Source organism: Eubacterium sp. AF15-50 (assembly GCF_934835595.1).
GTDB classification, from domain to species: Bacteria; Bacillota; Clostridia; order Lachnospirales; family Lachnospiraceae; genus Eubacterium_G; species Eubacterium_G segne.
Genome location: NZ_CAKVZL010000124.1, coordinates 1 through 4,939 on the forward strand (window position 1 = coordinate 1; position 4,939 = coordinate 4,939).

The 4,939-nt window shown below is 35.4% G+C and carries 6 protein-coding genes and 1 tRNA gene; all 7 read right to left on the reverse strand.

What is annotated here, in order from left to right:
- Nucleotides 1-19 precede the first annotated feature (19 nt).
- Nucleotides 20-94 (reverse strand) — tRNA-Pro (locus tag Q5O73_RS10090).
- A gap of 126 nt (nucleotides 95-220) precedes the next feature.
- Nucleotides 221-703 (reverse strand): metallophosphoesterase, encoded by a 483-nt coding sequence (locus Q5O73_RS10095; RefSeq protein ID WP_021951777.1) that lies wholly within the window; start codon nucleotides 701-703, stop codon nucleotides 221-223.
- Complete coding sequence (locus Q5O73_RS10100) at nucleotides 697-1,302, reverse strand: XTP/dITP diphosphatase (RefSeq protein WP_118589761.1); 606 nt, start codon at nucleotides 1,300-1,302, stop codon at nucleotides 697-699. Before Q5O73_RS10100 ends, Q5O73_RS10095 begins: the two co-directional genes overlap by 7 nt.
- A 14-nt stretch (nucleotides 1,303-1,316) precedes the next feature.
- Nucleotides 1,317-3,053 carry a lectin like domain-containing protein gene (locus tag Q5O73_RS10105; RefSeq protein WP_118589762.1) on the reverse strand — a complete coding sequence of 579 codons (1,737 nt, stop codon included), beginning with the start codon at nucleotides 3,051-3,053 and terminating at the stop codon, nucleotides 1,317-1,319.
- 9 nt (nucleotides 3,054-3,062) lie between these two features.
- Nucleotides 3,063-4,214: a class I SAM-dependent RNA methyltransferase gene (locus tag Q5O73_RS10110; protein ID WP_302669621.1), complete on the reverse strand. Its 1,152-nt coding sequence runs from the start codon at nucleotides 4,212-4,214 to the stop codon at nucleotides 3,063-3,065.
- Between the two features lie 65 nt (nucleotides 4,215-4,279).
- Nucleotides 4,280-4,564, reverse strand: a complete 285-nt coding sequence (locus tag Q5O73_RS10115) for a rhodanese-like domain-containing protein (protein ID WP_021951773.1) — start codon at nucleotides 4,562-4,564, stop codon at nucleotides 4,280-4,282.
- Nucleotides 4,565-4,657: 93 nt separating this feature from the next.
- Nucleotides 4,658-4,939 (reverse strand): hypothetical protein (locus Q5O73_RS10120; protein ID WP_302669622.1); only part of this gene is annotated, 282 nt, incomplete at its 5' end.

Consider the following 4,939-nt stretch of genomic DNA (forward strand, 5'->3'; position numbering starts at 1 on the left):
GAACTACACCCGCACACAGTCGGGGTGACAGGATTCGAACCTGCGACCTCCTGATCCCAAATCAGGCGCTCTAGCCAAGCTGAGCCACACCCCGTGTTCGCGTTACTTATTTTTCACAGCGCAAGAGTAATTATATGGGAAACCCTTAAAATTGTCAAGCGTTTTTTTTATTTTTTTTTACAATTTTTTTTCATACCCCGAAATCCCTTTTAAAATAGGGCTAAACGTACTCTATTCTGATATCTGCTTTTCCCTCTCCATTTACCTTCATAACCCCATATGTAGGTCTTCCACCTAACTGTCTTGGTCTTGATACACTTCCGGGATTTACAATGATTATTTTCCCCCTTATAGAGCTATCCGGTACATGAGTATGCCCGTAAAGTGCTATATTACATTTATTTTCCTCTGCTGCATAACTTAAACCATCCAGCCCGAAATCCACTCCGTAATTATGTCCGTGAGTTATAAAAATCCTGTTTCCACCAAATTCCACCACATCAGAAACCGGATTATTAGAATAATAATCACAGTTTCCCTTAACTTTTTTTATTTCACAGTTAAAAATTTCCGCCAATTGTTCGTCCTGACCCAAAAGGTCACCTAAATGTATCACCAAATCAATATTATGCTCTTTTTCGGCAATTTTTCTCACATTTTTTAAATCTCCATGAGAATCACTTATAATTATAGCTTTTAACATTCTTCCTCCAATCCGGCTTTCAGGATTTCCTTCATTTGTTCTAATGCCTTACCCCTATGGCTTATGCTGTTTTTTAATTCAGGAGCCATTTCACCGGTTGTCATCTCATATTCCGGCACATAAACTATAGGATCATAACCAAAACCGTTAGTTCCTTTTTGTTCATATGCAATAAGCCCCTCAATAGTTCCTTTACATGTCTTAATTTTTCCATTTGGGAAAGCCACTGCCATTGCACAAACGAATCTTGCACTTCTTTCTTTTCCCTTGGCATCCTTTAGTTTATCAATTATATAGTTATTCTTTATATCGTAAGATGTATCTTCTCCTAAAAATCTTGCAGAATATATTCCCGGTGCTCCATCTAAATAATCCACTTCCAAACCAGAATCATCAGCTATAGCTATTTCTCCTGTTATTTCCATTATGGTTTTTGCCTTAATAATGGCATTTTCTTCAAAGGTTTTTCCATCTTCCACAATATCAATGTTAATGCCTGCCTCTCCCATAGTTTGAAGTTCCACGTCAAAATCCTTCATCATCATATTGACTTCACGAACCTTATTTTTGTTTGTTGTTGCAAATATTACCTTCTTCATTGGTTTGTTCTCCTTTATTTTTTGTCTGTATATGCCTTTAAACAAATATTGCAATCATGTTTTTCCGAAGACTGCCATCTGTTTCCCGTAGAGCTGAAATATCCTTCTCCATCCGTTAAATCCACATTATAACTGTCATCACTTCCATTCATTTCAACAGGAATCAGCTTAAAGATTTTTTTGTCCTTCCCGCTAGTTATTTTCACTGTTACACTGAATTTTTGTCCCTGCTTTACACTATAAGGCTTATCTAATTTTATTGTATAATATCCTTTATTTTTCAAAGTTCCACTTGCTGCTGTATGGGTTCTCTCACTTAAGGAATTTTCTCCTTCAAATTTGCTGTCCACAAATACCTCATACTTCACTCCGGGGGTCACTGCATAAAATCCCACCGCCTGAAGCTTCCCGTTTTCAGAAGGATTGTATACGTTGGCAAAATACACTGTACTACTGCCCTCAAATCCCATGGAGCCTGTCCATCCGCAAATATCACTTTGATATATATTATCATAATTGTCTGTATTTTCTATGCCTGTATAACAAACATTACTTGTTCCTATTCTGTCATCGTAATATGAAACATAAAATGTTCCCTTATATCCAAAATCTTCCCCCCAGCTGTTCATGCATATAAATGCACCATCTCCCGGAATACTCTGGTCGTTAAACAGCTCTTTTGAATAATTATCATCCCATCCGATTATAACTACATCATGATTAGGCTTCTTTTTTCCTTTATAGCAATAAGCATACTCACTTTCGTTATAATAAACTGATTTTGATTTGGAATTATTAAGGGACATATACATGGAGCTTTCTACTCCGCCATATTTATACACCATTTCCTTAATCTGGTCATAGTCCTTTTCCGGTAAAATCTGTGCTTCCTGAATATGTTTTTTTGCCTTTAAACCGGTAGTTTTTTCCTGAGTTCCATAAGGGTCATCCTGTTCTAACACCGGTCCTTTCCATGCCATAAGATATGCCATTGACATAATATAATCGCCACCATCCTGGATTTCTCCTGACATATCATTACTTCTGGCAAGGTTATTCTCTGAAAAATCATATTGCTCTTCCGGCATAAGTGATGTTTCAATTGCCGTCAGTGTGGCAAAGGCCCAGCATGTACCATAATTTCCCTGATTTTTTGCCGGCACAGCTCTTTTTTTATCTAAATAGCTGTAACGCTTTGGCAAATAAGATTTAGTGCCTTTTTTGCCTGTAAATGAAGCTGTATTACTTTTGCTGTTCCAATTATAATCATAGGCAAAACACTTTGCAAATATATTTGCCGGCACAAAAATTGTTCCATCTTTAGTAACCGGTTTATCATCCAAACTATATTCATTATCATTGAAAATCATTTTTTTGGTATTTAAATAAAGTGCTACTATACTGCTTCCTTTTTCGATAACAATTTTTTCGCCACCATACACATTTGCAGCGCAATTAAATGTTTCTATAACTATATCAAGTGGTATCATAAGATTCATATTACCACTCATGTACGCCCTTTTATTTACATATTTAACTTCTTTTTTATCAACTATAACATTTATTTCATCCTTATTTGCACTTTTAGCCATAATCCGATTCCATGTATCTAAAATCGGTGCCTGTGTCTTTTCCCCATCAAAAGAAATACTTTTTTGTACACTTTGTTTTGAGTAGGAAAAACCTGCAATTATAACCACTAAAATTGCAATAAGTGGAATATATACTACAAGTATTCTCTTTTTTTTCATTAACAACCTCTATTTATTTTTGTTTTTAGGAGGCTTCGGTCCCATAAACTGATAATAATATGTCTTAATCATTCCGTTATATATTTTACGGTTTTTCGTTGCTTTTATTCCCATATCTTTTTCTACATTTTCATAAGATGAAATGATAAATGCCGACCATGAATCCAAAGCTTTGTACTTTTCTCCTAAAGTTGTATAAATCTTCTGTAAACTTTTCTGTTCCTCTAATCTTTCGCCATAAGGGGGATTTGTAATTATAAATCCATATTTTTTCCTATGGCTTAATCCTGAAACAGGACGTTCCTGAAAATGAATTAAATGTTCCACTCCTGCATTTATAGCATTTTTTCTGGAATATTCAATCATCTCCCCATCAATATCATATCCCTGTATATCTGTTTCTATATCATCATTTATTTTATCATTTGCCTCATTAACAGCCTGATACCATAACTTTTTATCTATAAAATTAGTCCATGTTTTCCCGGTAAACTCCCTGTTCATTCCCGGTGCAATATTAGCTGCTATCATAGCCGCCTCAATAGGAAATGTTCCACATCCGCAGAAAGGATCCACCAAAATTCTATCCTTATTCCATGGAGTAAGCATAATCAGTGCTGCCGCCAATGTTTCGGAAATAGGTGCCTTTGAGGTATAATATCTGTATCCTCTTTTGTGAAGTGATTCTCCTGATGTATCCAATGCAATAACTGCCTCATCCTTATAAAAAAACACTCTGATAGGATAACTTGCCCCATCTTCACTAAACCAGCTTACACCATATTCCTGTTTCAGATTCTCCACAATTGCCTTTTTTACTATTCTTTGTATATCTGAGGGACTAAATAATTTACTTTTAACAGAACTGGCTTTTTTTACCCAGAATTTTCCGTTTTCCGGTATAAAATCACTCCATTTTAATGCCTTAACTGCCTCAAAAAGCTCGTCGTATGTCTGAGCCTTTACTCTTCCAACCTGAATCATTACACGTTCAGCAGTTCTTAGAAATACGTTAGCCCTGCATATTGCCAATAAATTTCCCGAAAAAGTGATTCTTCCATCTTCAACCCTCTCTATTTCGTATCCTAAATCTATAATTTCTCTCTTTAAAACCGATTCCACTCCAAAATGACATGGAACGATTAAATGTAATTTATCCATATAAAATTCACCAAAATCCTTATTTTTATCTACTTAATGATAATCTGATAAAAAAACAATGTCAACTACATTCTATATCCGCCTACCACTGCCATAACCTTATATCCCTGGTTTGCCATTTCACTGGCAAGTCTGAAACTTAAACTGCCTCTTCTACAGTACAAAATCCATATGTCTCCTTTTCTACCGAAACTGTCGATTTTTCTAATATCACCCTCTGGAATATTTATTGCATTCTCAATATGTCCTTTGTCAAATTCACTTCTGCTTCTTAAATCCACCACTATATATCCTTTTTCCATAGCCCTTTTTCTTGCAGTATCAATGGAAACTAAGTCAAATCTGTTCATTGGTTACCATCACTTTTTTCTTTTAGTTTATTCATCTTATTACAATATGTTAAAACCCTATAGCCACTTACTGCTATAGGGTCTTAACCTTAACTATCTGCAATCTGTACAGTCTGTTGATTTGTTTTTAGAAGTACTATCTGTTGCTTTATTCTTTGATGTATTATATGCTGCCTTGTTTTTAGAAGTACCATCTGTTGCCTTATTTTTTGATGTGCTATCTGTTGCACTGCTTTTTGATGTGGTATCTGTTGCACTGTTTTTTGATGTGCTATCTGTTGCACTGCTTTTTGATGCACTATCTGTTGCACTGCTTTTTGATGTGCTGTTGTATGCATTCTGCATGCTACTATAACCTGATGCATCGTTTTTACC